The sequence below is a fragment of the Caballeronia sp. LZ016 genome, assembly GCF_031450805.1.
GTDB lineage: Bacteria > Pseudomonadota > Gammaproteobacteria > Burkholderiales > Burkholderiaceae > Caballeronia.
On the sequence record NZ_JARTVY010000004.1, the window covers coordinates 52,138 to 76,367 of the forward strand.

The following is a 24,230-nucleotide window of genomic DNA, read 5'->3' on the forward strand; positions in this document are numbered from 1 at the left end:
TGAGATCAACGCATCGGCCTCATGTCCCGCTGCGTGCGGCCGAAAGCGCATGTGCGCCGATTGGCTCGCGATCAGCTTGGTCTGAAAGGAAGCGGATGTACCACGGCATGGCTCGTTCGACGCCTTCCGCGAAAGTCACCTTGCGCCCATAACCGAGCAGGCGCTCGGCTTTGGAAACATCGGCTTGCGAATGACGCACGTCGCCCGCGCGGAACGGCCCGTATTCGGCTCCCCGGCGGCTCTCTATCCCATGGTTCGCGAGTGCCCGCTTGAGTTCCTGATGCAACTGCCCGAGCGTCGTGCGATCGCCGACCGCGACGTTGTACACCTGGCCCTTAGCCTCTTGGTCCGCCGTAGCGGCGAGGATGTTCACCTGCACCACGTTGTCGATGAAGCAGAAGTCGCGGCTCGTTTCGCCATCGCCGTTGATGATGATGGCTTCGTCCTCGATGAGCGCGGCGGTCCACTTCGGAATCACCGCCGCGTAGGCGCCCTCGGGGTCCTGCCGCTTGCCGAACACGTTGAAATAACGCAGCCCCGTCGCATGAAAGTCATACGCGCGAGCGAAGACGGATGCATATAACTCGTTGGCATACTTCGTCACCGCGTACGGCGAGAGTGGTTGCCCGATGCGGTCTTCCACTTTCGGCAAGCCCGGATGGTCGCCGTAAGTCGAGCTCGAAGCCGCATACGTGAAGCTCTCGACCTGCGCATCGCGTGCGGCGCACAGCATGTTGAGGAAGCCGCTCAGGTTCACCTCGTGCGTCGCGATGGGATCGCGCACGGAACGCGGCACCGAGCCGAGCGCCGCTTCGTGCAGCACGTGATCGACGCCTTCGGTCGCGCGTCTGCAATCGTCGAGGCTGCGTATGTCGCCTTCGATGAAACGAAAGCGCCGCCATTGCCGCTCATCGACGACGCCGCGCACTTCATCGAGATTGCGCTGATGCCCGGTCGCGAAGTTGTCGAGTCCCACGACATGCTGATCGAGCGAGAGCAGCGCTTCCAGCAGATTCGAGCCGATAAAGCCGGCCACGCCGGTGACGAGCCATGTTCGCGGACGGGCGCGCAACGCTTCGCATACGGAGTCGTATCGGTCGGGCATCGGGTTCTCCGAACTTGCGGGCATCACAGGCGCAGGTCGCTGGCTTCGGCGGGAAGCACGTACTTGAGGTCATAGACCACGTGCTGATCCTTGCCGAACGCGTGCAGCGCCGCTGCGCCCATTTCCGCGAACTCGCGATGCGATACCGCGAGAACGATCGCGTCATACACGCCTTGGGCCGGCTCTTCGATTGGCTGGATGCCGTATTCGTGGAACGCGTCCTCGCGCGAAATCCAGGGGTCGTAGACATCGACGTTAGTGCCGTATTGCTTCAATTCGGTGACGATATCCACGACGCGCGAGTTGCGCATGTCCGGGCAGTTCTCCTTGAATGCGAGACCCATCACCAGCACGCGCGCGCCGGGAATATAGATGCGCGCCTTCGTCATCGCCTTGACGAGCTGAGACACCGCGTACGTGCCCATGCTGTCGTTGAGGCGCCGTCCCGCAAGGATGATCTCGGGGTTGTAGCCGATCGACTGCGCCATGTGCGTCAGATAATAAGGATCGACGCCGATGCAATGCCCGCCGACCAGCCCCGGCCTGAAGTTCAGGAAGTTCCACTTCGTGCCGGCTGCGAGCAGCACGGCTTCGGTATCGATGTTCATCTTGTTGAAGATGATCGACAGCTCGTTCACGAGCGCGATATTCACGTCGCGCTGCGTGTTCTCGATGGCCTTCGCCGCTTCGGCCACGCGGATGCTGCTGGCCTTGTGCGTGCCCGCCGTGATGATCTGACGATAGAGCGCATCAACCGCATCGGCGACTTCGGGCGTGGAGCCGGACGTGACCTTCTTGATATCGGGCAGGCGATGCAGCTTGTCGCCCGGATTGATGCGCTCGGGGCTATAGCCCGCGAAGAAGTCGACGTTGAAGCGCAGCCCCGACACGCGTTCGAGCACCGGCACGCATTCTTCTTCGGTCACGCCGGGATACACGGTCGATTCATAGATGACCACGTCGCCCGGTTTCAGCGCCGAACCGATGGTTTCGCTCGCCCGCAGCAACATGCCGAGGTCCGGGCGCTTGTGACGGTCGATCGGCGTCGGCACTGTCGCGATGAACACGGTGCAGTCCTTGAGCGCGGCGGGATCGTCGGTGAAGGCGAGGGATTCGGCGGCGCGCAGTTCGTCGTCCGCGACCTCGAGCGTCGCGTCGTGTCCTTCGCGCAGCGAGTCGATGCGATGGCGGTTCACATCGAATCCGACTACCTGATGATGCTTGCTGAACTCGACGGCGAGCGGCAGGCCGACATAGCCCAGGCCGATCACAGCGATTTTCTGGTCAGTAAGCGAACGCATGAAGGTCTCTCCAGTCTCGAAGCTACGCGTAGATAGGATGCTGCGGATGGCCTGCTTCGCGCGAAAAGCGCTTATTCGGGCGCGGATTCGTAGTTGTGCGCGACGTAGGCGCTGCTGCCATAGCGTCCCGCGAGCGCCTTGTTCGCCGTATGCAGCGAGACGCCGTTGAGCAGCACGCCGGTCACGCGCGCGCCGGTCTGGTTGAGCCGCTTCATCGACTCCTTGATCTCGCCGACGCGCGTCTGTCCATACAGGCCGACGAGGAAGATCGATGCCGCGGCAGGGGCGATCGCGCCGGCATCGGAGACCGCGAGCACGGCCGGCGCATCGACCAGCACGATGTCATAGAGCGATGACGCCTCCTGAATGACGTCGCGATACTTCGCGCTCAGCAGCAGCTCGGCCGGACTCGACGGATAAGGGCCGCCTTGCAGCACGTCGAGATTGGGCAGCACCTCGCGATGGATGGCGCCTTCGAGCGCATGCGTGCCGAGCAGGATGTTCGCGAGCCCCGGCCCTTGCGGAATCCCGAATTGCCGATGCAGATAGCCCTTGCGCAAGTCCGCATCGATCAGCAACACGCGCGTGCCGCCCGATGCGAGCACCGTCGCGAGATTCGCCGAAAGGAACGACTTGCCGACGCCCGGCAGCGGACCGGCGATCATCACCACGTTGTTGCGCGCCCCGACGAGCGTGAACTGCAGCGCGGAACGCAGGATGCGCAGTGCCTCCACAGTCGGGTCTTTCGGAAACTGCGACGCGAGCACCGCCTGACGCGGCGCCGTGCCGTTGACGACGCTGGAGAGCGCCGGCTGGCGCGCGCTCTGCGGAATCGTCGCGAACACGCTGAGGCCGGTCTCGATCTCGATCTCCTGCGTATCGGTGACGCCGCGGAAGATGCGGTCGAGCAGCATCGCGAGGCCGACGGCGAGGAACAGTCCGAGCGCGAGCCCGATCGCGATGGCCAGCCACTTGATCGGCTTGACCGGCAGCTCCGGCACGTCGGCGGTATCGATCAGTTGCACCGACGCCGCCTTGCCCGCCTTGATCAGCATCATCTCTTCGATGTTGTTGCGCAGCGCCGTATAAAGGTCCGTGCTTACGCGGACATTGCGCAAGAGACGCAGCGCGCCTTGCTCTTCCATCGGCATGGAGCGCGTGCGGTCGTTGAGCTTCGCGAGGAACTGTTCCGTTGCGGCGATCTGCTTGTCGATCGATGTGATGCGCGGGTGCGCGCTCGAAAACGTGGTCGTGAGATCGTCACGCGTATGGCGCAAGGACAGCAGTTGCGCGTTCGCATCGGCGGTCTGCTTCAGCAGCAGGCGATTGGTCTCGTCGGTATCGAGCATCGCGTTCTTGTCGCGATACGAGTTGTACGCGTTCTCCGCGTCTTCCATCTGACGCTTCAATACCGGCAACTGCTTTTGCAGATAGGTCAGCGAGTTTTCCGCGATCACCGCCTTACGATCGCCATTCAGCCTCACATACTGGCGTCCGATTTCGTTGATCGTCGCGGCGACCTGCACGGGGTCCGCGCTTTCCAGCGTCACCTTGAGCACGCTCGACTTGTTGCCCTGTTCGGAAATCTTGAGCTGGCTTTGAATCGCGTCGATGGTCAGTTGCCGCGAATAGTGAACGACATCGAAGCCCACGCCCGGGTTGCCCTTCATCGCGGTGACGAGCAGCCGCACGGGACCTTGCGGCGTCTGCACGAGCAGCACTTCGCCGACGGTGCCGACCACCGGCGTGCCGAGCGCGGGGTTGCTGAGCTCGTACTGGCCGTCCTTGCGCGCGATGACGATGAACTTCGCGCCTTCCAGCTGGCGCGGCACGTCGAAGTCGGGAACCGTGATCGATTCGTCACCCCACGCGTAGTTGCCGAAGCCGAAGAGGCCCGGCTCGGACAGCTTGCCGTCACGATGGGCGAGCCGGTTGCCGACCACCGGAAAACGCCGCGGATAGGCGCTGATATAGAGCTTGAGCGCATCGACGGCGCGCGAGACGACGAGCTTCGAACCGAGCACCTGGATTTCCCCTTCCGCCGACGAGCGGTCGTCCAGCGTCGGCAGCATGTTGCTGAGCGGATCGCCGGGGCGCGAATTGGAAACGTCCTTGTTGTCCTCGACCTTGATCAGGATCGCGGACTGATAGATGGGCGGGCTCAGATATGCGTAAGCGGCGCCGAGCAGCACGGTGAACACGACCACCACCGCAATCAATACGCGATGGTTGATCATCGTATCGATCAGCGACGCGAAGGGAATCTCATCGCCGTTATCCGAAGCGGCTTCGTCAGACGTTTTGACTTTGGAAATCATGTTGAGCAGGTCCCGGCGCGTGTGGTTGGCTCAAACGGATTGGGCACGTGTTGCGATGCTTTTCCCATTCAGTTTCATAAGGAAAGCAAATGATCGAAGCCCGGATGCGTGAGAGAAAATTGCGCGTGGTGAAACCGTATCAGCCTGCATTTTGCCGGTATGCGCGGAAGACCACATTGCGACCCGCGGTTGAGTTTCGGCAGTAAAAATTGATTGAGAAATAGATTAATGTGGGTATGCCTAATCTATTTCTCGTGACAGAAGCAAGCGCATTCAGTATCGGTGTTTATCCGTATCGGACATTTCATCTAAACATTCAGGCTTTCGTTGTCCAGATGAATACGTCCTGGCGTGTTTCCGCGCCATAGCCTATTTCTTCGGGCGCGTAGTCGACCGCCGAAGCGAAGCGGCGCTCGAGCAATGGCGATGAATCGAACACGTGTGCGCAAATGGGATTGAAGTAGATGACCGAGAACGCTTCGATCGAACCGCGCGTAAAGGCGGACGAAAGATTCTCGAGCAGCCGCGCCATCAGTTGCGCGCCGAAAGGATTGAACATGAAGACGACCAGCTTGCCCGGCGGAAAGTCGAGTTTGAGCGCATCGGCGGCATGAGCGCGCATCGGCACGCGGTCGGGAAAGCGTCGCGCGACGATCTGCGCATTGCGATTGGCGATATCGACGAGATGCGCGGCGAGGTCATAACCGATCACCGCGCGAAACGGAAACTCGGTGGCGACGATCATCGGCCGGCCCTTGCCGCAACCGATGTCGATGAAAGTGTGATCGCGCAAGTCGCCGAGTTGAGCGAGCGCGCATCGAATGAGGCTCGGTTGCGAGCCCATATAGGGAAAGCTCGTCGCATCGACGCCGTCACCGTAAATCGCTTCGGGCGGCTCGATGCCGCCGGTATTCGTGCCGAGCAAACGGTCGATGGGATGCGTGCGATAGCAGCCGGAATACACGACCCTGAGTATCGGCACGCGTTGCGCGTATTTGCGGATTGACGGCGCGAAGAGCAGCGTCTGCACCGAGTCCGGAAGCGATGCGACTGCAGCGATCAACGGCCATTTGATGCTGCGCTTCACGCGCGTCTTGAATCCGCTAATCGAAGACGTGTTCATTGCCGATGCCTCGGTGAGTGGTCGCAAGGGGATTGCTTACGGACGAACGGGATCAACGATTAGCCGGCAGCGCGCGGGCTTCGCACGTTATAGCTTTCAGTTACTTTCGTGAATGTGCCTTTGCGCACAGAGCGCTTCGGCACGCGGTTCGTGTGAGGAATGGATGCGTCGAATCGCAGTCCGTATCAAAGGCGGCGTCAGCGACGCAGCTCGCCCGGCCCCTTGCCGGTCCAGCGCTTGAGCGCGCGGCGGAAGTTCGCGGCATCGCTGAAGCCGAGCAGCATCGCGACGTCGTCGGTGCTCATCTTCGTGGTCTTGAGATATTCGAGCGCGAGCGAGCGGCGCACGTCATCGACGATAGCGAGGAACGACGTGCCCTCCGCTTCCAGACGCCGCCTGAGCGTACGCGTCGTCATGTTGAGCATCCGGGCCACGGCCTCCATGCCGGCGAAGGTGCCGGGCGTGCTCATCAGAATTTGATAGACCTCACCGGCAACGCCCGACGATGTCTTCGCCTGCCCGATCAGCCGGTCGCAGGTCTCCTGCAACAGCGTGGCCGTGAGCTTGTGCGCGAGCTGCGGCTTGCGGTCGAGAATCGTGCTGTCATAAATGAGCTCGCATTGCGGCTGGTCGAAGAAGCACGGACAGTCGAGATACTTCGAATACAGGTCGGCATGCGCGGGCGCGGGATAGGAGAAGCACGCCTTGACCGGCGGACAGCGGCTTCCGGCGACATCCTGAAGATGCGTGACATGCTGCGTGTACTGCTGCTCGATGATGAACTCGCGCAACTCGCGCGAAGGGCTCGACACGAACGCATCGGGGAAGGTCCAGACCATCCGGTCCGGATACTCGGTCCATTCGATCGCGACGGTCGGGGTCGCGAGACGGTGATACTTCACGCCGAGCTTGAAGTACTCACGCAGCGACAGGCAAGACATCAGCGCATACCCGTACATCCCGTAAGCCGACAGATGCAGCCGCGTGCCGACCTTGAACGGCGTGGCGGGATCGCACGATAGCGACACCGCGTTCCTGCATGCCGTCGCGTATTGCGCGACCGATGTCAGCACGGCGGCATCGTAAATCTGGTCGGGACGCACGTCGGTGCCGCGCAGGGTGTCGGCGGGCGCGATGCCCTGCTCCGCCAGCACTTCCACCAGCGCGGCGATCTTGTAAGGCGCGTAGATGCGCTCGTTGTACGGCGGGCGGCTCGTTGCCACGGCATCTCTCTTCGCTGCTGTGAGCGGGATTGCGCGTTGTCCTCGGCGGACTTTCGCGTGTCCGAAAATGACCTTACCAGCGCGATGCTATCCCACTAATATCGCTCTCACAAGATGTCACGCGCGACGAATGCGCGGCATGGACGATAGGGACGGAGGGACGCCAGATGAACACCAAGGGCCGCAAGGTCATCATTTCGTGCGCGGTCACAGGGGCCACCCACGTGCCGTCGATGTCGGAGCATCTGCCGCTCACGCCATCGGATATCCGCACGCAGGCCATCGAAGCCGCCGAAGCCGGCGCGGCCATCATCCATCTTCATGCACGCGATCCGCAGGACGGACGCCCCACGCCGAACCCGGATATCTTCCGGCAGTTCGTGCCGCAGATCGCCGAAGCGACCGATGCGGTCATCAACATCACGACAGGCGGCAGCACGCGCATGACGCTCGGCGAGCGCCTGGCGTATCCGCTGCTCGCGGCGCCTGAAATGTGCTCGCTCAACATGGGCTCGATGAACTTTTCGATTCACCCGCTCGCCTCGAAGATTTCGTCGTGGCGTTATGGCTGGGAGAAGGATTACGTCGAAGGCATGGAGGACATGATCTTTCGCAATACCTTCCGGGATATCAGGCACATCTTGCTCGAACTCGGCGGCAAGGGCACGCGGTTCGAGTTCGAATGCTACGACCTCGGGCATCTCTACAACCTCGCGCATTTCGTCGATGAAGGGCTCGTGAAGCCGCCGTTTTTCATCCAGTCCGTGTTCGGGATTCTCGGCGGCATGGGCGCGGACCCCGAGAACATGACCGTGATGCGTTCGACGGCCGACCGTCTGTTCGGACGCGAGAACTACCAGTTCTCCGTGCTCGGCGCGGGGCGGCATCAGATGTCGCTCGTCACGATGGGCGCGATCATGGGCGGCAACGTGCGCGTCGGTCTCGAAGACAGCGTGTATATCGCGAAGGGCGTGAAGGCGGAATCAAACGCGCAACAGGTGCGCAAGATCCGGCGGATTCTCGAGGAACTGTCGTTCGACATCGCGACGCCCGACGACGCGCGCGAGATGCTCGGCCTGAAGGGCCGCGACAAGGTCACGCCATGACCTGACATCGAACGAGGCATAACGATAAAGACATATACGGAGACACCATGACATCCCTATCGATCGACGAAACTCACCGCATCGCCACACGCAAGGCGATGCTGCGCCTCATCCCGCTGATGTGCGCGATCTACTTCATGTCTTTCCTCGACCGCACGAACGTTGCGCTCGCGAAGGCGCAACTCGCGGCCGACGTGGGCATCAGCGCGGCGGCGTTCGGACTCGGCTCGGGCATCTTCTTCATCGGCTATGCGCTGCTCGAAGTGCCGAGCAACCTGGCCGCGCATCGCGTGGGGCCGCGACGGTGGATCGCGCGGATCGCAGTCACGTGGGGCATCCTGTCCACCGCGATGATGTTCGTGCAGGGCGTGTGGTCGTTCTATGTGCTGCGCGTGCTGCTCGGCATCGCGGAAGCCGGGCTCTTTCCCGCACTGATGTACATGGTCACGTTGTGGTTCGCGCCGAAGGACCGCCCCGTTGCGGTCGGCTGGATCTACACCGCGCCCGCGCTCGCCTTGATGCTCGGCAATCCGCTCGGCGGCGCGCTGATGCAACTCGGCGGCATCGGCGGGCTGCACGGCTGGCAGTGGATGTTCATGATCGAAGGCATTCCGAGCGTCATCGTGGGCATCGTGCTGTTCTTCAAGCTGCCGGAGCGGCCGCGCAATGCACGCTGGCTCTCGAAAGAAGAAGTCGATGCGCTCGAACAGCGCGCCGTCATCGATGCACAGGGGCATCCCGAACTCACGTCGGCAGACTGGATCGCTGCGCTGAAGCGCCCGACGACCGTGCTCATCGGGCTCATCTACTTCCTGAACCAGGTGGCGTTCGTCGGCCTGTATTTCTTCACGCCCGCGATGATCCAGCAGATGCAGATCAAGACGCCCTTCATCGTCGGTCTGCTGTCGAGCAGCGTCGGCATCGGGTTTCTGCTGGGCGTGCTGATCCTGCCGCGCATTCATCGGCGCTATGGGAACGACTGCGTCTATCTCGGCGTGCTGACTGCGGGACTGGTCGCCGGCGCTTGCGCGTTCGTCGCGACGGCAAGCCCGGCGGCGCGCATGGTGCTGCTCGCGGTGACGGCATTCTTCGCGGGCGGCGTGCTGCCTTCGTACTGGGCCATCGCGATGAAGCGCCTGCAAGGCATTCAGGCCGCGGCGGGACTGGCGTTCATCAACACGATCGGCTTGATCGGCGGATTCGTCGGCCCGTATCTCTTCGGCATGACCGAGACGGCGACGGGACGCAGCGATTCGGGCTTCATGGTGATCGTCGTCGCATCGGTGCTCGGCCTGCTGCTGGTACCCTTGCTGGGTCGCGCAATCAGGCGCGAAGCGGCCCCGCGGCCGGCCGTCGGCGCGGCCGCGGGTGCCCACTCATGAACGTATGACCAACGACCAGGGTTGAGACGATGCGGTTACAAGGAAAAATAGCGATCATCACCGGAGCGGGACAAGGCATCGGCGCGGCGACGGCACTGAAGTTCGCACGCGAAGGCGCGATCGTCGCGGCGTGCGATCTGAACAACGATGCCGTGACGCGTGTCGCCGATGCATGCCGCGAGGCGGGCGGACAGGCGAGTGCGTTTTGCATCGACATGTCGGATCGCGCGCGCGTTGACGAGATGGTGGCGACGGTGCGCGAGCAGTACGGACGGATCGACGTGCTCGTGAACAACGCCGGCATCACGCGCGATGCGCGCTTGCAGAAGATGACGCTCGAGCAGTTCGATGCGGTCATCGACGTGAATCTGCGCGCCGTGTTTCATGCGACGCAGGCCGTGGCGGACCACATGGTGGCGCAGCGCGCGGGCGTGATCCTGAATGCGAGTTCGGTCGTCGGCATCTACGGCAACTTCGGGCAGACCAATTACGCCGCCGCGAAGTTCGGCGTGATCGGTTTCACGAAGACGTGGAGCCGCGAGCTGGGGCCGAAGGGCGTGCGCGTGAATGCGGTCGCGCCGGGGTTCATCGACACGCCCATTCTCGCCACCATGCCCGAGGAAGTGCTCGCGAAGATGCGTGCGCAAGTGCCGCTCGGGCGTCTCGGCAAGCCCGAGGAAATCGCGAACATTTATGCGTTCCTCGCGAGCGACGAAGCGAGCTATATCAACGGCGCGGTGATCGAAGCGTCGGGCGGCATGACGCTCTGATTTTCAAAAGGCATCGGCAGTATGAATACATTCGATCTGTTGAAGCCCGCGCCAGGACTGCGCGTGGTCGTGTCGGGCGCGGCGCGAACCTCATAGTGATTGTGGACGGCGCTTAGTCTCACGGAAGATGAGCGAGCAGCCGATCTTTCAGATTGGGGGGTAATGTGATTGAGCTGAAGTGGACACCGTTCTCGTCGCCATCCCCGTATTTCAGCCTGCCATCCTCCCAATACAACCGGGCAGGGTCGTCGCCGTAGCTCCAGAACGTCCTTTCTGCCAGCAAGCTCGACTCATCCGCCGTCAACACGCGCAACACCACTCGACCGCCCGAATAGCATGTTCGCGCGACGTATCGCGAAGTCGGAGACACCGACTTCGCGCACTTGGCGGTGACAATCCGTGCGCGCGTCCGAGCTTCTAGCGAGTAGTTGATGACGATGGTTGCCACTACAAGCAGCAAGATCGCAAGCAGAGTTCGCTTCACCGTTTCCCGCAGTCCATGTTTCACTGAATAGTAGGCTACGGCGATTACGATGGTCGCCGCGATGAATATAAGAGCCACGATTGCCCGCGTCACCGCATAGTTTCCGATTCCCTGCATCAGAATTTCACCGCCAGTGGGGGATTAAGCCTGATCGTCTCGTAATCCGTGAAGATCACGAAGTCGCCGCCGCGCTTATGTGTGCGTTGCCAATCACGATACGATGAGTTATAGACCGGGTAATAAACATTCCCGCGCTTGCGCGGATCGGCAACGGCCACCGCTGCTTTGGCCCAAAGCGAGTTAAAGTTCACCTCATCGGGAGGCTGAAGTTCGCCCACCCCCGGCAGATGCCAGCTAAGTGTGCTCATCGCGATGTTATAGGGAACAACGATGATGCGGTCTCGATTCCAGTGACCGAGATACTGCGAGTCATCGCCCGCCTTATCTGTGAACGTATAGTTGTCTCTCACATAAACCACCACGCTCGATATCGATGCTTCAGTTCCGTTCCAATTAAATCGGACGTCACTGGGCGCGGCGTAGATATTGAACGACCCCAACGCACCTGTCAGATCATCAGGAACGCCCCGAAATGCGTATTCTCTATTCGCGAATTGCCGTATTTTTTGATTGAACGACGACTCGACGGAGCGATATTGATATTGGAAGCGCTTATGCGTTTCGATGAGGCTGCCGTTACACAGAGCGAGCGTGTTGAAACAACGGTCCGCCGCACTAAAAGGAGCCAAAATGCTTTGCAAACCGTCCAGTGCCCGAGGCGAGGCTAGCACGCTTCGGCTCAACAGTTGATCATGGGCTTCTTTGGCGCGCGGAAAACTCAGTACCCAATCGAGCTTAACCATCGACATTTCATACATCGACGGCGGATACGGGTTGCCGTCTTGATTTACCAGCGCCTTTTCATCGTCCTCAGTCGGCGAATAATTGAGTGCGCCAGCGAACCATCGTTCCATGAGCTTGGCCGACATCGGCATATTCACCATGCGCATCGCCCCAGGGATCTCCTGCAAATCGAACGGCGGAATTTGAATCGCTGGTTTCGGCGGAGCAGGCGGGCGCGCCTTCGGCGGCTCGTGGAAGAAATCGTAGACCTTCTGAAGAGTGTCGATAAAAGCGATTGCCGGGTCAGGCTTTGCGAGAGGAGGGGGCGGTGGCGGCGGTGCAACGTGGAACTGGCAGTCGGGCGGTTGGCGCTGAAGGGAAACGTTCAAGCCAAGAATGGCGTTGCATCCGTCGCGCCGTTTCCAGCGTCGCAGGAAGTCGGAACTGTAGTATGGAATCGTAAAGTCGGAAATTCGCACCGGGTCTCTCTCGCAGATTTTCTTATTACGAATACCTTATCAACGCCGTCTCGGTTTTCAGTTCCTTCCGACTGTCATTTTTGTGGGCATCATCGCGATGGCGTCGGTGGCCGGGCGGCTCGGCTATGCCTTCCGCACGCCTTACGCGGCGACGAAACGGGCCATCGTCGGGCTCGTGAAGTCGCTTGCCGTCGAACTCGGCCCGATCGATATCCGCGTCAACGCGATCCTTCCCGGCGTCGTCGAGGGCGAGCGCATGGATCGCGTGATCGCGGCGCGGGCGGAATCGCTCGGCATCGGTTTCGATGAAATGCGCGCGCAGTACCTGCAGCGCATTTCGCTGCGACGCATGGTGACCGTCGACGATATCGCCGCAATGGCCCTATTCCTCGCATCGCCGGCGGCGCGAAACATCACGGGGCAGGCCATCAGCGTGGATGGCAACGTCGAGTACCTGTAAATCAGCAGACGATTGACGCCGCATTCACCTCCCTCAACTTCTCCATTGCGATGCCGAAATAGCGGTGTAACCGATTGCGCCATGCGCCCCTTATGCGTTACAACAATCCGACCATAAGGGCGCTCGACGCTGGCACACACCGCCGCACGCGTTGACACGCTGGCGCGGCAATTCATCTTGGAGACGGGGGAATGAGGGTTCGGGCAACGGCGCTGCTGGTGCGCCAACACGCGGTGCTGCTGGTGAAGGAACGTGGCGGCCCGTGGTTTCTGCCGGGAGGCGATCTCCGGCCGGGCGAACTGGCGATGGCCGCCGCAATCCGCGAGCTGCACGAAGAAACATGCGTCGAAGCAAGCGCGGCCGCTTTCCTGTGGCAGCACGTGTCGGCTCATCACATGCATCAGGTCTTCCGCGTCGCGATTCCCGCCGATGCCCGTCCGCGTGCGAACGTGCGTGCCGGCATCGACGATGTACGCTGGGTCGAACTATCGCAGCTCGCGCGGATGTCGGTGACGCCCGGCACCCGTGCGATCCTCGAACGCGCGGCCGGCGTGACCGGCACGGTGTCGCGGCCCGACTGGCGCGGCGGCGCGGGGGCGTCGCCGGGTTTCTGAGGATTCGGCGCTTGCGTTAGGATCGGTTTATGCGCGGGGCATCGCGCTTCACGGGAATTGTCTCCGCAGCGCGGAGACAATCATCACCGCCGATCCGAACCTGCTCCATGACCGACCTCATTCCTTCCTCCCTTTTCGATGAAGTCAGACGGCTGATCGATTCAGCGCGCGAACGCGCTGCCGCCGCCGTCAACGCCGAACTGACGCTGCTCTACTGGCAGGTTGGCAACCGGGTCCGCGCCGAAGTGCTGCGCGGCGAGCGGGCCGAATATGGCCGGCAAGTCGTCGCGACGCTGGCGCACGAACTGAGCACCCGCTATGGCCGCGGCTGGAGCGACAAGCAGCTGCGCCACTGCATCCGCCTCGCCGAAGTCTTCGCCGACGAGGCGAGTGTCTCCGCAGTGCGGAGACAATTGAGCTGGACGCACCTCAAGACGCTCATCTATATCGACGATCCGCACAAGCGCGACTTCTACATCGAACTGGCGCGCGTCGAACGCTGGTCGTCGCGGCAGTTGCAGGAACGCATCCAGTCGATGCTGTTCGAGCGCAGCGCCATCTCCCGCAAACCGCAGGACGCCATCGCGCACGATATCGCCGTCATGCGCGACGAAGGCCGCCTCACACCCGAAACGCTGCTAAAAGACCCGTATGTGCTCGATTTTCTCGGGCTCAACGACCACTATCTCGAAAAAGACCTCGAAGACGCGATTCTCCGGGAGATGGAGCAATTTCTGCTCGAACTCGGCGCCGGTTTCACGTTCGTCGCGCGGCAGAAGCGCCTGCAGATCGACGAGGACGATTTCTACATCGACCTGCTGTTCTACAACCGCAAGCTGCGCAGGCTCGTCGCCATCGAACTGAAGCTCGGCGCGTTCAAGGCCGAATACAAGAGCCAGATGGAGCTGTATCTGCGCTGGCTCGCAAGGCACGAACAGGAACCCGACGAGTTGCCGCCGCTCGGCATCATCCTGTGCGCGGGCAAGAAACAGGAGCAGATCGAGCTGCTGGAGCTGGACAAGAGCGGCATCCACGTCGCGGAGTATCTGACGGTGCTGCCGCCGCGCGAGACGCTGGAAGCGAAGCTGCAGCAGTCGATCGCGGCGGCGCGATCCCGGCTGCTCGAAAAAAATGTGGAATAAGTTCCTCTTTCGCCGCATGTGCAACGTTTTCGTCGGGCAAAATCGGGAAGCCTTGCCAAGTTGTTGGATAATCATTCCTCTCGTCCGGCACGCCGTGCCCGATGCCTGTAACACGAGGCGTTTATGTTCACTGAAGCAGACACCATCACCGATGAAGAAATCATCTCGATCGCCCAGCGTCTGACCGACGAAGGGCGGCCGGTCACCCCCGTCACCGTCTGGTCGGAGGTGCGCCGCGGATCGGCCGTATCGATCGCGGCCGCACTGCAGCGCTGGCGCGACGCCCGCCAGCCCGCGATGCCTGCCGCGCAACTGCCGGCGGAGATGCCCCCGGAATTCGCCGACGCGCTGTTGAACGCGGCGCACGGCATCAGAAAGGCGTCGTGGGACCACGCGCAACACGCGATCGGGCAGCACGCCGACAGCCTGAGCCAGCGGCTGCAAACGGCGCTCGCGGAACGCGACGAAGCGCTCGCCGTGTTCCAGACCGCCGAAGGCGCCGCCGCCGACATCCGCCTGCAGCACGACGAGCTGACACGCGCGCTTCGGGCGTCGGAGGAGACGGTCGCGCGGCTGCACGCGCAGGTCGCCGGCGCGACGGAGCGCGCCGAGGCATCGCAGGCGCGCGCGGCCGAACTGGCCGAGCGCGCGTCGACGCAGGACGCCGTGCTCGCCGCCGCGCGGGTGTCGCTCGAGGAGGAACGTAATTCCCGCGAAGCCCTCAAGGCCGAGGTGACGGCGAGGAGCGCGGAAATCGACCGCATCGCTCGCGAGCGTGACGCGGTGCGCGAGGAAAGCGCCGCCCGCATGGCGGCCCTGGAAGCCGACTTGCAGACGGCGCGCACCGAACTCGCGGCTGAACGCGAAGCGAACGCGGCCCGCCACGCCGATGCATCCGCCCGCGACGAAGAATTGCAGCGCGTCAAGCGCGAGCTGGACGAGGCGCGCACACAAAATGACGAAAGCCGGGCGCGTGCCATGTCGCTCGAAGCCGAACTCGCGGCGGATCGCGAGGCGAACGCGGCGCGTCAGGCCGAGGCATCGGCGCGGGAAGAAGCTTTGCAGCGCGCGACGCGCGAACTCGAGGAAGCGCGCGCGCAGACCGAAGAGAGCCGCACGCGTGTCGTGTCGCTCGAAGCCGAGCTCGCAGCGGATCGCGAGGCGAACGCGGCGCGTCAGGCCGAGGCATCGGCGCGGGAAGAAGCCTTGCAGCGCGCGACGCGCGAACTCGAGGAAGCGCGCGCGCAGACCGAAGAGAGCCGCACGCGCGTCGTGTCGCTCGAAGCGGAACTCGCGGCGGATCGCGAGGCGAACGCAGCGCGTCAGGCCGAGGCATCGGCGCGGGAAGAAGCCTTGCAGCGCGCCACGCGCGAACTCGAGGAAGCGCGCGCGCAGATCGAGGAAAGCCGCACGCGCGTCGTGTCGCTCGAAGCGGAACTCACGGCGGATCGCGAGGCGAACGCGGCGCGCCACGCCGAGGCATCGGCGCGGGAAGAAGCGTTGCAGCGCGCCACGCGCGAACTCGAGGAAGCGCACGCGCAAATCGAGGAAAGCCGTTCGCGTGTCGCGTCGCTCGAAGCCGAACTCGCGGCGGATCGCGAGGCGAACGCGGCGCGCCAGGCCGAGGCATCGGCGGGACAAGAGGCGCTGGCTCGCATCGCGCGTGAACTGGACGAAGCCCGCGCGCAACTCAACGCCGTCAGCGAGGAAAGGGCTGCCGTGCAAGCCGAGCTGGCGCGTGTGTCCGAGGACGCCACCGCCGCGCTGACGCGTGCGGAAGAGGCGCAGCAGCACGCCGCGCGTCTCGCGGAACAACTCGCCGAGCGCGAAAAGAGCGAAGCCGCCATGCGCGACGAGCTGCGCGATCACAAGATCGCGTTGCAGACCGCAGGCGCGGCGAAGGAAGAGGAACTCGCCGCACTGCAGCGCCGCATCTCCGCTCAGGCGCAGACGCACGCGAAGGCCTACGACGAGCTTCGTTCCAACGCCGAGCAGTGGGTCATGTATGCACGCGATCTCAAGCAGCGCCTCGATGTGGCCAACGAAAAGATCCTGTTCATCGACGCCCGCAGCACCGGCGAAGTCGCGCTGTTGCGTCGCCTGTCGACCGAACTCGAACGCCTGAAGCCCGATCACGAACTCGTGTTCCGCGAGGCGCAGCAACGCGTGATCGGCGACAAGATCGCGCAGCAGCTCGCGCAGAAAGGCTATCGCTACGATCCGGCGACGGCGGTCATGTCGAAGATCGAAGGCTGAAAGCCGGCGTCGCGCGCGCATCGCCACAGCTCGTCACGCGAGCGGTGCGCGCCGCGAACCCGATGTGAGACCATACGAACGAGCCATGCCTCGCAAAGGACCGTTCATATGGAAAGAACCGACCTCGCCGGCGTCTATCGCGGCTACATCGCTTGCCTGAACGAACAGAACTGGCCGATGCTCGGCACGTTCGTTCACGACGACCTCCATTACAACGGCCAGTCCGTTCGCCTTGCCGATTACCGGCAGATGCTCGAACGGGACTTCCGGCAAATCCCCGACCTTCGCTTTAATATCCGGCTCCTCGCCGCCGATCCGCCTTTCGTCGCGTGCCGCTTGTGGTTCGACTGCACGCCGGCGCGCGATTTCCTCGGCCTCGCCATCGACGGCAGGCGCGTCTCGTTTGCGGAGAACGTGTTCTACGAGTTCCGCGAGGGGAAGATCGCGCAGGTGTGGTCCGTGATCGATAAAGCCGCCATCGAAGCCCAGCTTCGCACGCTCCCATGATCGATGCCTCCTGCCATTGCGGCGCAGTGCGCTTCACCGTCGATGCCGCGCCCGCCGAAGTGAACGACTGCGATTGCTCCCTGTGCCGTCGATACGGCGTGCCCCGGGCCTACTACGACCCGTCGCGCGTGCGCTTCGCTCCCGGCAACGGCATGGCCGATACCTACACGTGGGGGGCGCGCAGGCTCGTGTTTCATCGCTGCGCGTCGTGCGGATGAGTCACGCACTGGCGCGCGGTCGATCCGGACCGGCCGGTCATGGGCGTCAACACGCGGATGATGCCGCACGAGGCGCTCGCCAACGCGCGCGTTCTCAGAAACGGCGAGCCGGTCGACTGATGCGGTCCGACTCTTGCGTGCGGCGATGACGGCGAGGCGTAATGATAGACTCGATCCGTCCTGCGGCCGCCCGCCTGGCGCTGCCCGAATCCAACGCAACAACAGCAAGAACAGCAAAGACAACAAGCATGAAACGTTTCTCGATGATTCGCGACTTCCATCTCGCCGACTGGTTCACGCTGGGCAACGCGGTCTGCGGCACGGGCGCACTGTTCTCGACGATCAGCTATATCGACGACTCCGACGTCATGCATATCTATCTGGCGTGCGCGCTCGTGTTCGCGGCGCTCGTGTTCGATGTGCTCGACGGCCGCATCGCCCGGTGGCGTCAGAAGGCGTCGCTGCTCGGCAAGGAACTCGATTCGCTCGCCGACGTGATCTCGTTCGGCGTCGCGCCGGCCATCATTGGTTACGGATGCGGCATGCGCGGCCTCTATGACCGCGTGATGCTCGCGTACTTCGTCGCGTGCGGCGTGTCCCGTCTCGCGCGCTATAACGTCACGACCGAAGAGATGTCGGCCGGCACGGGCAAGGTCACGCATTTCGAGGGCACGCCCATTCCGACATCGTTCGCCATCGTGCTGATGCTCGGCATCGCCGCATGGTTCGATGCACTGGGGCCGCGCATGTGGTTCGGCGAATGGCGCATCGCCGGGTTCACGCTGCATCCGCTCGTCTTTGTCTACGCCATCTCCGGTTCGCTGATGATCAGCCGCATCCGCATTCCGAAGCCCTAGGCTTCCATCAAGTTTCGACCAGCCCCGCCGTATACACGTGGATGAAGCGGCGCGGCGCATGAAGCCGCGTCCGTCCCCGAGCGCCAGGCTCGCCGCGTAGACGCACGACGTCGCACGCGCCACTCCCAGGGCGATGAACGGGAATCTCATGGACCCGTTTCGAGAGCCCATCCACGTAATGCACTTTTCTCGCATGACCGCGAGCCTGGCCTGCGCAATGGCCGCGCTCGCGGCGTATTCGCCGTCCGCGCTGGCCGACGACGCCCCCGAATCGCCGAACGTCCCGCTCACCGGCGGCAAGCTGCTGCTCACGGGCGGCGTATCGCAGATCGAAGGCGCGGCGGGCGGCGGTCTCGCGCCGTGGGCCGTGATCGGCGGTTACGGCACGGCGGGCCAGCTCGGCGCCAACGCTCACGGCACGCTCATCCGCACGCAGGACTACGCGCTCGGCTCATGGGGCTTGACCGTGGGCGTGGCGAACCGCGTCGAGCTGTCGCTCGCCCGCCAGCGTTTCGACACACGCGATGCCGGCGCGAAGCTCGGCCTGGGCGCGGGCTATGCGTTCAGTCAGAACATCTTCGGCCTGAAGGTGCGCCTGCTGGGCGACGCCGTGCTCGATCAGGACACGTGGATGCCGCAGATCGCAGCCGGCATCCAGTTCAAGCACAACGAAGAAGGCGGCGTCTTGAAGGCGATCGGCGCGGCGAGCAATTCGGGCACGGACTTTTATCTGTCCGCCACGAAGCTGCTGCTCGCGCAAAGCCTGCTTCTCAACGGCGCGGTGCGCCTGACGAAAGCGAACCAGTTCGGCCTGCTCGGCTTCGGCGGCGACAAATCCAACGCTTACAAGCCGGAGTTCGAATCGTCGGTGGCGTACTTGCTGACGAAGAACATCGCCGTCGGGGCCGAATATCGCATGAAGCCCGACAACCTCTCGTTCGCCCGCGAACAGGACGCCTACGATGCGTTCATCGCGTGGGCGCCGAACAAGCATGTCTCGCTGACGGCCGCGTATGTATCGCTCGGCGATATCGCGACCATCAGAAATCAGCGCGGATTCTATGTTTCGCTGCAGGCGGGCTTCTGATCATGACCATGACTATTCGACACGCCGCGCTCGCGGCCTGCTGCCTGCTCGCCGCGCTGGCAAGCATGAACGCGCATGCAGAGGACAACGCGCTGTATCGGCAATTCGGCGAAAGAGAAGGGCTCACGCGCATCGTCGACGACATGTACGCGACCGTGACCGTCGATCCTCGCACCGCGCCGTACTTCGAGAACGCCCCGATACGGCGCATCAAGACGAAGCTCGTCGAGCAGTTCTGCGTGCTGCTCGATGGACCGTGCGTCTATACCGGCCGTCCGATGAAGCGCACGCACGAAGGCCAGAATATCGATCGCGCGGCGTTCAATGCGCTCGTCGAAGACCTCCAGGCCGCGATGGACAAGAACGGCGTGCCGTTTCACGCGCAAAACAAGCTGCTCGCGAAACTCGCGCCGATGTACCGCGATGTGCAGGACCGTGAATGATGAAAGCCTACCGATTCTTCCTCGCGCCCTTGCTGGCGCTTCTCGCATCGCTTGCGCAGGCAGCGAGCGTTCACGTTCAGGTGGTCGATCAGGCGGGCGCGCCCGTCGCCGATGCCGTGGTCTATGCAACGCCCGTCGCAGGCAAGCCGCCCGCGACGAAGCCTGCCGGCGCGATCATCGATCAGGTGAAGCGGCGCTTCGTGCCGCGCGTCTCCGTCGTGCAGACGGGCGCGTCGGTGACGTTTCCGAACAAGGACAACATCGAGCATGACGTGTACTCCTTCTCGCCCGCGAAGCGTTTCGAGTTGAACCTGTACCACGGCATTCCGGCGAACCCGGTCGTGTTCGACAAGCCGGGCCTCGTCGTGATGGGCTGCAATATCCACGACGAAATGGTGGCGTATCTGCTGATCGTCGATACTCCCTGGTTCGCGAAGACCGATGCAAAGGGCGTGGCCGTCATCGACAATGTGCCTGCCGATGCGCTGAAGCTTACTGCATGGCACTACCGCCTCGGCGATCCGAACGCGTTGCCGTCGCAGAAGATCAACGCTGCCACGGACGCGCCGGTGAAGCTCGCATTGCAACTGAGGGCCGCCGAATAGCATGCGCCTGCACAGCCTGCGAGCGCGCATCGCGCTGGTGTTCGTCGTTCTGATGCTTGCTGCGCAGGCTGCGGCTTACGTCGTCATTAATTCTGTCATCCTGAAGAATGCGCACGAGAACGCGGAGGAGCAGTTGTCGGTGGCCGAGCGCGTCTTCGGGCAAGTGTTGCGAAGCAATAGCCAGCAGTTGACGCAGGCCGCGAGCGTGGCCGCGTCCGACTTCGGATTTCGCGAGGCGGTCGCCACGCACGACAGCAAGACCGTGGCGTCCGCGCTGCAGAATCACGGCGACCGCATTCATGCGGACGTAGTCATGCTCGTCGATCTCGACGGCAAGCTCGTCGCCGATAACGAAGGCTCGGCGCACGAAGGCATGGCCTTTTCGTTTCCGCATCTGATCCGCGCGGTTGCGAAGAAGGGCGATGCGTCGTCGTTCGGCATCATCGGCGGTAAGGCGTATCAGTTGGTCGCGGTGCCGGTGAAGGCGCCCATTGTCATCGCGTGGGTCGTGATGGGTTTCGCCATCGACGACGCCCTCGCCCGGGAGATGAGCTCGCTCACATCGCTCGATGTGTCCTTCCTCACCGTCGATGCGCGCGGCCGATGGGATGTTGTCGCAAGCTCGCTGCCCGATGCGTCGCGCGCGAAGCTCACCGATCAGGCCCAACTCGCGGACGATGGTTACGCCACGCGCGTCGTCCGGCTGCATTCGGAAGGGCGCACGGTGGCGGTGCTGCTCGAACGTTCGCTGAACCAGGCGCTCGCGCCATTCCATCGGCTGCAATCGACGTTGCTGCTGATCACAATACTGGGCGTGATCGTGTCTATCGTCGGCAGCATGTTGACGGCGCGTTCGGTCACGCGGCCGCTCGCGGCGCTCGCGCAGTTTTCCCGGCGCGTCGGGCGTGGCGATTACAGCGGGTCCATTGACGTGCGTCATCAGGATGAGATCGGCGAGCTTGCGAACGCGTTCAACCAGATGCAGGAGGGCATTGTCGAACGCGAGCGGCGCATCACGGAACTCGCGTACATGGACCGGCTCACCGGCTTGCCGAATCGCGCGTTGTTCAACGACCGTCTGCAACAGGCGATTGCCGTTGCCGCGCAGAAGCGTCACCCGTTGTGCGTGATGATGATGGACCTCGACCGCTTCAAGCTCGTGAACGATACGTTGGGGCATCCCATCGGCGACATGCTGCTGTGCGAAGTGGCGGGCCGTTTGCGCGCGACGCTGCACCGGCAGACCGATACGGTCGCGCGGCTCGGCGGCGATGAGTTCGCGGTGCTGTTGCCCGATGGCGATCTCACGGCGGCGCGCAGCGTGGCGGCGCGCATGCTGCGTGCGCTCGAAGAGCCGATCACGATAGAAGGGCAACTCGTCGATGTGGGCGCGAGCATCGGCATCGTGAGTTTTCCGGACAACGGCACGGACATCAACGTGCTGATGCGACGCGCCGATATCGCGATGTATGCAGCCAAGCGAGCCAACCTCGGCCATGCGCTCTACGACGCGCGGCACGATCACAACAGCGCCGAGCGTCTGTCGCTGATGGGCGAGTTGCGGCAGGCCGTCGAACACGATCAGCTCACGCTCTACTATCAGCCGAAAGTCGATCTCGCGACGCATCGCGTGAAGTATGTCGAAGCACTCGTGCGCTGGGATCATCCGACGCGCGGCTTCGTGTCGCCCGATCAGTTCATTCCGTTCGCGGAGCAGACGGGCTATATCAAGACCATCACGCGCTGGGTCGCGGACAAGGCCATCGCGCAGTGCGCGGCGTGGCGGGCGCAGGGTATCGAGCTTGCCGTGTCGGTGAACGTGTCGGCGCGCGAACTGATTCTGTCGTCGCTGCCGGACATGTTTCAGAGCCTGCTCGTGAAGCATGGCGTCTCGCCGGACTGCATCTGGATCGAGATTACAGAGAGCGCGATCATGGACGATCCGAATCACGCGATAGAAACACTCGACCGCCTGCATGCGCTCGGCATTCGCCTTTCCATCGACGATTTCGGCACGGGATACTCGTCGCTTTCGTATCTGAAGCGCATGCCCGTGGACGAACTGAAGATCGACAAGTCGTTCGTGATGGGCATGACGCATCACAAGGACGACGAGACCATCGTGCGATCGACCATCGACCTCGGGCACAACATGGGCATGAAGGTCGTGGCAGAAGGCGTGGAGAACGAAGCGATGATGCTGCGTCTCAAGGCGCTCGGATGCGATCTCGCGCAAGGGTATCACCTGAGTCGGCCCTTGCCGCCTGCGAAACTTGTCGACTGGCTCGCTGCGTGGCCGGCGGCCGCATTGCCGATGCCGGTCTGACTCATCCCCTTCGCTGCGTGCCCGTATAACGATGTATAACAATCGGGCCCAATCAGCGAACCGTTCAGTCCGTCTCCGGATAATTACTGATTGCGATGCTGTTTCATCGCTCTCCTGTTCGATTCAGTGCTTAAGGACCATTGCGATGGGTTTTCAACATCGTTCTATATGACGGTCCACTTCGCGGCTGTATCGTTTGAGCAAGTCACGAATAAAGCTTTTCGCGAGAAGGCGAGTCTTTGAAAGGCACTGAATGATTGCCGGCGTGACGACGTGGCAGCGAATGTTCATCGTCTCCGCGCTCGACGCTCGTTTGCAGCCGGGCCGAACGCTGAGGCCTGCGACAGCAGTTGATGAGGGCCGCGAGAGGCCTGTCAGGAGATAACCATGATGAAACGTACGAAAGTTGCGGTCGTCGACGATCATCCGCTCGTGCTATGCGGACTTCGGAAGGCGCTCGAGGACGCGGGCTTCGATGTATCGGGCACGGTCACGAGTCCCGATGAATTAGTGGAATTGCTGAGTGCCTCGGAAGGCGATGTCGTCGTGACGGATTACTCGCGCCCCGGCGATCAGGGGCTCGACGGCTGGCAGTTTCTGGCTTCGGTTTCGAGTGACTTTCCTGAAGTGCCGGTGCTGGTCTATAGCGAGTTCGACGATCCCTTCCTCGTGGGCAGTCTGGTTCAACGCGGCGTCGCCGGATTCGTCAGCAAGCGCGATGAAATGCACGAAGTGATCGCGGCGGTGCGGGCGCTCGCGCGCGGCGATCGCTATCTCTCTTCTGTCGCTCAGGGATCGCTTCGGCAATTCGAGGCGCTGCCCGAGTATAAGCGGTTCGGTCTGCTCACGCGCAGGCAGATGGAAGTGACTGGCCTCATGCTCTGCGGTCTCTCCGTCTGCGAAACGGCGCGCTTATTGCATCGGCGGGTGAATACCATTAGTGCGCAGCGCACTGAGGCTTGCCGGCGGTTGGGCTTCTCCGGGGAATCGGAGATGTACCGGTTTGCTGTGGGACATGGGTTGTGGCTGGATCGGTCTTCGTCATCCGAGCATGATTTGAGGGCGGCTTGAGTTGTTCTTTTGGTGCCACTTGCTCCAGTTACCACATCGAGAATACTGCCGGCGCACAGGTTGATAGCACCTTGCATCACGCTCCGCGCTCGCAGGCTCCGCGCCTCTTCAATTGATAAGGCTGACTGATTGGATTAAGTTTCCTAGAAATACTTCTAATCAGTCGGTTCTTGTTTCGCGCATTCATTCATTCGGAATTCTTCTATACGGGACGCTGTATTAATCCCTCTTCATCGTCGTTCCCGCCGTTGTTTTCATTGCCGCGTGGCAAAAAAGCATCGGTGGATCGTTCGAAAGCATTGCGTAACTGTGGCGCCGTTCGCTTCGCGCTTCTTTCGAACTTCTTCTATATCGAACTCACTCGTCTCTTCCTAGCATTCGTCGTTGGATTCGCATAGCAGTCCCGGCAAAACGGCTCTCCAAGATGACCGCCGTCATCGGTGTGTGAGTCAGTCGTACGCCGCCGGGCGCATCAATAGACCCTTCAAGGGCGTCGTCGAATCCAGACGT

21 protein-coding genes and 1 pseudogene are annotated in these 24,230 nt (G+C 62.5%); 15 read left to right on the forward strand and 7 right to left on the reverse strand.

Going from position 1 to position 24,230, the window contains the following annotated elements:
• Positions 1-19: 19 nt before the first annotated feature.
• From P9220_RS20720 to P9220_RS20740, 5 genes are all read right to left on the reverse strand, one after another.
• Positions 20-1,105 carry an SDR family oxidoreductase gene (locus tag P9220_RS20720; protein ID WP_309767312.1) on the reverse strand — a complete coding sequence of 362 codons (1,086 nt, stop codon included), beginning with the start codon at positions 1,103-1,105 and terminating at the stop codon, positions 20-22.
• A 23-nt stretch (positions 1,106-1,128) separates the two neighbouring features.
• Positions 1,129-2,406 carry a Vi polysaccharide biosynthesis UDP-N-acetylglucosamine C-6 dehydrogenase TviB gene (gene tviB / locus P9220_RS20725; RefSeq protein ID WP_309767313.1) on the reverse strand — a complete coding sequence of 426 codons (1,278 nt, stop codon included), beginning with the start codon at positions 2,404-2,406 and terminating at the stop codon, positions 1,129-1,131.
• A 71-nt stretch (positions 2,407-2,477) separates the two neighbouring features.
• Positions 2,478-4,724: a polysaccharide biosynthesis tyrosine autokinase gene (locus P9220_RS20730; protein ID WP_309767315.1), complete on the reverse strand. Its 2,247-nt coding sequence runs from the start codon at positions 4,722-4,724 to the stop codon at positions 2,478-2,480.
• A 316-nt stretch (positions 4,725-5,040) separates the two neighbouring features.
• Positions 5,041-5,847 (reverse strand): class I SAM-dependent methyltransferase, encoded by an 807-nt coding sequence (locus P9220_RS20735; protein WP_309767317.1) that lies wholly within the window; start codon positions 5,845-5,847, stop codon positions 5,041-5,043.
• Positions 5,848-6,044: 197 nt separating this feature from the next.
• Positions 6,045-7,070 (reverse strand): AraC family transcriptional regulator, encoded by a 1,026-nt coding sequence (locus P9220_RS20740; RefSeq protein WP_309767319.1) that lies wholly within the window; start codon positions 7,068-7,070, stop codon positions 6,045-6,047.
• A gap of 167 nt (positions 7,071-7,237) precedes the next feature.
• Here P9220_RS20740 and P9220_RS20745 point away from each other — a divergent pair, with 167 nt between their 5' ends.
• Genes P9220_RS20745 through fabG form a run of 3 tightly spaced genes read left to right on the forward strand, consistent with a single transcriptional unit; the run spans position 7,238 to position 10,328 of the window.
• The gene (locus P9220_RS20745) at positions 7,238-8,176 is read left to right on the forward strand and encodes a 3-keto-5-aminohexanoate cleavage protein (protein WP_309767321.1); all 939 of its coding nucleotides are present in this window, start codon (positions 7,238-7,240) and stop codon (positions 8,174-8,176) included.
• Positions 8,177-8,223: 47 nt separating this feature from the next.
• Positions 8,224-9,558 carry an MFS transporter gene (locus tag P9220_RS20750; protein WP_309767323.1) on the forward strand — a complete coding sequence of 445 codons (1,335 nt, stop codon included), beginning with the start codon at positions 8,224-8,226 and terminating at the stop codon, positions 9,556-9,558.
• 29 nt (positions 9,559-9,587) lie between these two features.
• A complete protein-coding gene (gene fabG / locus P9220_RS20755) occupies positions 9,588-10,328 on the forward strand; it encodes a 3-oxoacyl-[acyl-carrier-protein] reductase (protein ID WP_309767325.1) in 741 nt (246 codons plus the stop codon).
• A 118-nt stretch (positions 10,329-10,446) separates the two neighbouring features.
• On the opposite strand, the gene P9220_RS20760 is transcribed toward fabG, so the two are convergent.
• Complete coding sequence (locus tag P9220_RS20760; RefSeq protein ID WP_309767327.1) at positions 10,447-10,929, reverse strand: hypothetical protein; 483 nt, start codon at positions 10,927-10,929, stop codon at positions 10,447-10,449.
• Positions 10,929-12,134, reverse strand: coding sequence for a DUF6402 family protein (locus tag P9220_RS20765; protein ID WP_309767330.1), 1,206 nt, complete (start codon positions 12,132-12,134; stop codon positions 10,929-10,931). Before P9220_RS20765 ends, P9220_RS20760 begins: the two co-directional genes overlap by 1 nt.
• An 85-nt stretch (positions 12,135-12,219) precedes the next feature.
• On the opposite strand from P9220_RS20765, the pseudogene P9220_RS20770 reads away from it, so the two are divergent.
• The 12 genes and pseudogenes from P9220_RS20770 to P9220_RS20825 form a co-directional block, all read left to right on the forward strand.
• A pseudogene (locus P9220_RS20770) lies at positions 12,220-12,594 on the forward strand (SDR family oxidoreductase); the annotation flags it as partial.
• Between the two features lie 191 nt (positions 12,595-12,785).
• Positions 12,786-13,208, forward strand: coding sequence for an NUDIX domain-containing protein (locus tag P9220_RS20775; protein ID WP_309767332.1), 423 nt, complete (start codon positions 12,786-12,788; stop codon positions 13,206-13,208).
• A gap of 107 nt (positions 13,209-13,315) precedes the next feature.
• Positions 13,316-14,350 (forward strand): PDDEXK nuclease domain-containing protein, encoded by a 1,035-nt coding sequence (locus P9220_RS20780; RefSeq protein ID WP_309767334.1) that lies wholly within the window; start codon positions 13,316-13,318, stop codon positions 14,348-14,350.
• A gap of 123 nt (positions 14,351-14,473) precedes the next feature.
• The gene (locus P9220_RS20785) at positions 14,474-16,606 is read left to right on the forward strand and encodes a DNA-binding protein (RefSeq protein WP_309767336.1); all 2,133 of its coding nucleotides are present in this window, start codon (positions 14,474-14,476) and stop codon (positions 16,604-16,606) included.
• 108 nt (positions 16,607-16,714) lie between these two features.
• Entirely contained in the window at positions 16,715-17,113 is a 399-nt protein-coding gene (locus P9220_RS20790) for an ester cyclase (protein WP_309767338.1), read from the forward strand.
• Positions 17,110-17,331 carry a hypothetical protein gene (locus P9220_RS20795; RefSeq protein WP_309767339.1) on the forward strand — a complete coding sequence of 74 codons (222 nt, stop codon included), beginning with the start codon at positions 17,110-17,112 and terminating at the stop codon, positions 17,329-17,331. The genes P9220_RS20790 and P9220_RS20795 overlap by 4 nt, the downstream gene beginning before the upstream one ends.
• A 248-nt stretch (positions 17,332-17,579) precedes the next feature.
• Complete coding sequence (gene pssA / locus P9220_RS20800; protein WP_309767341.1) at positions 17,580-18,188, forward strand: CDP-diacylglycerol--serine O-phosphatidyltransferase; 609 nt, start codon at positions 17,580-17,582, stop codon at positions 18,186-18,188.
• A gap of 193 nt (positions 18,189-18,381) precedes the next feature.
• Positions 18,382-19,275, forward strand: a complete 894-nt coding sequence (locus tag P9220_RS20805; RefSeq protein WP_309767343.1) for a DUF3034 family protein — start codon at positions 18,382-18,384, stop codon at positions 19,273-19,275.
• Between the two features lie 8 nt (positions 19,276-19,283).
• Complete coding sequence (locus P9220_RS20810; RefSeq protein WP_309767344.1) at positions 19,284-19,718, forward strand: group 1 truncated hemoglobin; 435 nt, start codon at positions 19,284-19,286, stop codon at positions 19,716-19,718.
• Entirely contained in the window at positions 19,715-20,323 is a 609-nt protein-coding gene (locus P9220_RS20815; RefSeq protein ID WP_309767346.1) for a methylamine utilization protein, read from the forward strand. The genes P9220_RS20810 and P9220_RS20815 overlap by 4 nt, the downstream gene beginning before the upstream one ends.
• 1 nt (position 20,324) lies before the next feature.
• Positions 20,325-22,649: an EAL domain-containing protein gene (locus tag P9220_RS20820; protein WP_309767348.1), complete on the forward strand. Its 2,325-nt coding sequence runs from the start codon at positions 20,325-20,327 to the stop codon at positions 22,647-22,649.
• A gap of 387 nt (positions 22,650-23,036) precedes the next feature.
• Positions 23,037-23,720, forward strand: coding sequence for a response regulator transcription factor (locus P9220_RS20825; protein ID WP_309767349.1), 684 nt, complete (start codon positions 23,037-23,039; stop codon positions 23,718-23,720).
• Positions 23,721-24,230: the final 510 nt, after the last annotated feature.

Coding starts and splice junctions, on each gene's coding strand:
- P9220_RS20720 (WP_309767312.1), bottom strand. CDS start 1,105: ATGCCCGACCGATACGACTCCGTATGCGAAGCGTTGCGCGCCCGTCCG.
- tviB (WP_309767313.1), bottom strand. CDS start 2,406: ATGCGTTCGCTTACTGACCAGAAAATCGCTGTGATCGGCCTGGGCTAT.
- P9220_RS20730 (WP_309767315.1), bottom strand. CDS start 4,724: ATGATTTCCAAAGTCAAAACGTCTGACGAAGCCGCTTCGGATAACGGC.
- P9220_RS20735 (WP_309767317.1), bottom strand. CDS start 5,847: ATGAACACGTCTTCGATTAGCGGATTCAAGACGCGCGTGAAGCGCAGC.
- P9220_RS20745 (WP_309767321.1), top strand. CDS start 7,238: ATGAACACCAAGGGCCGCAAGGTCATCATTTCGTGCGCGGTCACAGGG.
- P9220_RS20750 (WP_309767323.1), top strand. CDS start 8,224: ATGACATCCCTATCGATCGACGAAACTCACCGCATCGCCACACGCAAG.
- fabG (WP_309767325.1), top strand. CDS start 9,588: ATGCGGTTACAAGGAAAAATAGCGATCATCACCGGAGCGGGACAAGGC.
- P9220_RS20760 (WP_309767327.1), bottom strand. CDS start 10,929: ATGCAGGGAATCGGAAACTATGCGGTGACGCGGGCAATCGTGGCTCTT.
- P9220_RS20775 (WP_309767332.1), top strand. CDS start 12,786: ATGAGGGTTCGGGCAACGGCGCTGCTGGTGCGCCAACACGCGGTGCTG.
- P9220_RS20780 (WP_309767334.1), top strand. CDS start 13,316: ATGACCGACCTCATTCCTTCCTCCCTTTTCGATGAAGTCAGACGGCTG.
- P9220_RS20785 (WP_309767336.1), top strand. CDS start 14,474: ATGTTCACTGAAGCAGACACCATCACCGATGAAGAAATCATCTCGATC.
- P9220_RS20790 (WP_309767338.1), top strand. CDS start 16,715: ATGGAAAGAACCGACCTCGCCGGCGTCTATCGCGGCTACATCGCTTGC.
- P9220_RS20795 (WP_309767339.1), top strand. CDS start 17,110: ATGATCGATGCCTCCTGCCATTGCGGCGCAGTGCGCTTCACCGTCGAT.
- pssA (WP_309767341.1), top strand. CDS start 17,580: ATGAAACGTTTCTCGATGATTCGCGACTTCCATCTCGCCGACTGGTTC.
- P9220_RS20805 (WP_309767343.1), top strand. CDS start 18,382: ATGACCGCGAGCCTGGCCTGCGCAATGGCCGCGCTCGCGGCGTATTCG.
- P9220_RS20810 (WP_309767344.1), top strand. CDS start 19,284: ATGACTATTCGACACGCCGCGCTCGCGGCCTGCTGCCTGCTCGCCGCG.
- P9220_RS20815 (WP_309767346.1), top strand. CDS start 19,715: ATGATGAAAGCCTACCGATTCTTCCTCGCGCCCTTGCTGGCGCTTCTC.
- P9220_RS20820 (WP_309767348.1), top strand. CDS start 20,325: ATGCGCCTGCACAGCCTGCGAGCGCGCATCGCGCTGGTGTTCGTCGTT.
- P9220_RS20825 (WP_309767349.1), top strand. CDS start 23,037: ATGATGAAACGTACGAAAGTTGCGGTCGTCGACGATCATCCGCTCGTG.